The organism is Draconibacterium sp. (genome assembly GCF_041583095.1).
In the GTDB taxonomy this organism is placed as follows: Bacteria; Bacteroidota; Bacteroidia; order Bacteroidales; family Prolixibacteraceae; genus Draconibacterium.
Genome location: NZ_JBFHGM010000423.1, coordinates 1 through 2,678, shown reverse-complemented (window position 1 = coordinate 2,678; position 2,678 = coordinate 1). Strand labels below are relative to the sequence as shown.

The 2,678-nt window shown below is 45.7% G+C and carries 4 protein-coding genes; 1 reads left to right on the top strand and 3 read right to left on the bottom strand.

Annotation, left to right across the window (positions count from 1 at the left end; all coding sequences use genetic code 11):
• On the top strand, window positions 1-262 hold a 262-nt coding region (locus tag ABZB17_RS22115), incomplete at its 5' end, for a hypothetical protein (RefSeq protein ID WP_372653776.1).
• A 449-nt stretch (window positions 263-711) separates the two neighbouring features.
• Here ABZB17_RS22115 and ABZB17_RS22110 read toward each other — a convergent pair.
• The 3 genes from ABZB17_RS22110 to ABZB17_RS22100 all read right to left on the bottom strand — a co-directional run.
• Complete coding sequence (locus ABZB17_RS22110; RefSeq protein ID WP_372653773.1) at window positions 712-1,329, bottom strand: trans-aconitate 2-methyltransferase; 618 nt, start codon at window positions 1,327-1,329, stop codon at window positions 712-714.
• Window positions 1,330-1,448: 119 nt separating this feature from the next.
• The gene (locus tag ABZB17_RS22105; RefSeq protein WP_372653771.1) at window positions 1,449-1,973 is read right to left on the bottom strand and encodes a DUF3124 domain-containing protein; all 525 of its coding nucleotides are present in this window, start codon (window positions 1,971-1,973) and stop codon (window positions 1,449-1,451) included.
• A gap of 249 nt (window positions 1,974-2,222) precedes the next feature.
• A partial coding sequence (locus ABZB17_RS22100; RefSeq protein ID WP_372653768.1) for a GH36 C-terminal domain-containing protein occupies window positions 2,223-2,678 on the bottom strand: 456 nt, incomplete at its 5' end.

The following is a 2,678-nucleotide window of genomic DNA, read 5'->3' as shown; positions in this document are numbered from 1 at the left end:
TCCTGCATTCTTCAAAACCCATAACTACCTGATTTTAAAGCTCCCTCAGGTGACAGAAGTTGGTTTCAAACGCGTTTTATTGCATCCCCAGGTGACCGATATCGGTTTCAAACGTATTTTTTTGCTTCCCCAGGTAACAGAAGTTGGTTTCAAACAGGTTTTATCGCTTCCTCAGCAGCTGGGGAAGCTTTCAAACGCATTTTTTTTCATCCTCAGGCAACAGAAGTCGGTTCCAAACGCGTTTTTTTACGCCCCCAGATGACAGAAGCGGGTATAAAACTCATTTTATAGCGCCATCAGGTTCGTGAAGTGGGTATCAATCGTGTTTTTTCTTATGCCCACGGCTCAACTGGTGGTTCCAAAATCATGTTGCAGGGGCATTAACTTGGTGAGCATACAAACAAATGCGTTTGTGATAGGGATCCGATCCATTTTGGATGCTCCTTTTATTTTTTGCGCTTTTTTGCACCGGCCCTGCCTACCGGCAGGCAGGCTTTAGGGCGGTGATTACTGATTGAGAATTGAAAACAGGCTTTAGCCTTTAATTTAGTTTTAAAGGCTAAAGCCCTTTTATAATATTACAATTTTGACACCGGGCTGAAGCCACGGTGCAAAAAATAAAACCAATCCCCCACGCTGGTGTATTCTGAAACTTCGGGGATGCAGTAGCAGTGGCTAATGAATAGTGGCTAATGACAAGTGACCAATGTCTTATCCCGCCAAGCGCCTGAAACTGCAAAAGATAAAGTTCTGAAGGGTATTAAAAGGTGTTTTATGATCGACTGAAATACACCTGATTTTATTAAAGAAATCTGTTAGCAGGCTGGTCATCGTATTTTCAGAGTACTGTTTAATTTCTATGCCGCTGCATTTTGTGGGGCCTTGTTCCGAGAAGGTTCCCAACACCAGGTAACCACCCGGCTTAACAAACGAACGGATGGTATCGACATAATTGCTGATCTCCTGCTTATCGGTCAGGAAATGAAAGGCAGCCCGGTCGTGCCAGAAATCGTAGGTTTCGGTAGGTTGAAATCCTGCTGCATCAGCAACGATCCACTTTACGGTATCGGCTTTCGCTCCTAATCTCTGCTGTGCCTTTTTAATGGCTGTTTCCGAGATATCAAGAACGGTAATGTTGCTGTAGCCCATTTCCAGTAACCGATCAACCATAAAACTATCGCCGCCGCCCACATCAATAATCCGGGCCGACAGCGGTAATTTAAACTCCTTAACAAATTGTAGCGATGTTGTAGGTGAAGCCTGAAACCAGCTCACCTCCGCGGTGTTCTTACTCTGATAGATATCTTCCCAATGCTTTTTTCGGTCCATATTCGTTCTCGTTTACGATTCTTTTGCCCGGGAAGCCTGCCGGAAAAATAATAATTATCATGGGGATTCTCAACCAACAGCTACTGATACATAGCATACCCGCGGATACGAGTGAATGATCAATCCAACGGAATACCTTGCGTAACAAACGAAAGTCCGATCTGTCCGTAGGTAGAGATCATCACTGCTTCGAAAACCGGATCGACAGCTGTGGCGGCTTTTTCCCAATCAAAAATGATGTTCGCTCCTGTGCCTCCTTCGTTATCGTTGTGCTGAATGATAATTTCAACGGTTTCCATGGGTAAAATAAAAACAGGGTACGACAGGTAAGAGCGGATACGATCACCTTCCGTATTGTAGTAATCGATAGTTTTGATGAACAGCGTTTCTTCGGTATTCGGGTTACGTATACTAATGGTGGCCGTTAAATCGACCAAACGCTCCTGCGAACCGGAATATATTTGCGAATAAACCGACAGGTAAGTACTTCCGGTTTCGAGCGAATCGGGGAGATTGGCAGTGGCATTTCGTGCCTCCCAATCTACTGTTGTTACCGGTTGTTGCCGGGCCTCGTTATTACAGGCGACCGCAACAAATACCATTGCCGCAAATACCAGTATATGTTTCATTCTTATTGCTTCCATTCCCAAATGTATGAAAAACCCCGATGCAAAAAAAGGCTTCCGACATTTCGCCCCAATGGGACGCATTGCCTGTTGGATATTGGATATTAAAAACCCGGCGCTTACGCACCGGGCTATGTGATATCGCCCCGTTGGGGCTCTTTGCCTATTGTTATTTGCCTATTGCCAACTCCTTTTGCTCCCGACGCTCCGGTCGGGATTTCAATCAGCAAAGCTGATCTCAACTTTTGCCTTTAAACTTTTGCCTTGCTACTCCACCTCATTCACCTCCAACACCACGCTGGTACTGCGCAAGGTTACATGCGGATTAATGCCCACTTTCATCAGGAAATCGCCGGAGTATACTTTTTCGGCATCAATCCACGAGCGGCGTCCCGGGTAAACATTCAGTTCTTTTACGGTGTATTGTTTGGCAGGATCGAGGCCAGCAAACTTAACCGGAAGCACAGAAGCCGTTTGTTTGTACCTGAAATTCGACAGGTAATTAAACACCACTGCCCTGTTCTTCTCCTTGTTTACATACATCAGCGCGGCAAAGTCGTTTTCGTACGGACTTACCAGACGATACTGGTCGCCATGCCACACCACATCTTTAAACGAGTGGTAATTCTGCACGGCCTGTTTGGCAAATTTCAGATCGTTTTCGCTGAGCTCGTGAGCCACAATATCGAAACCCAGTTTCCCCATGCTGGCAACATCAACGCG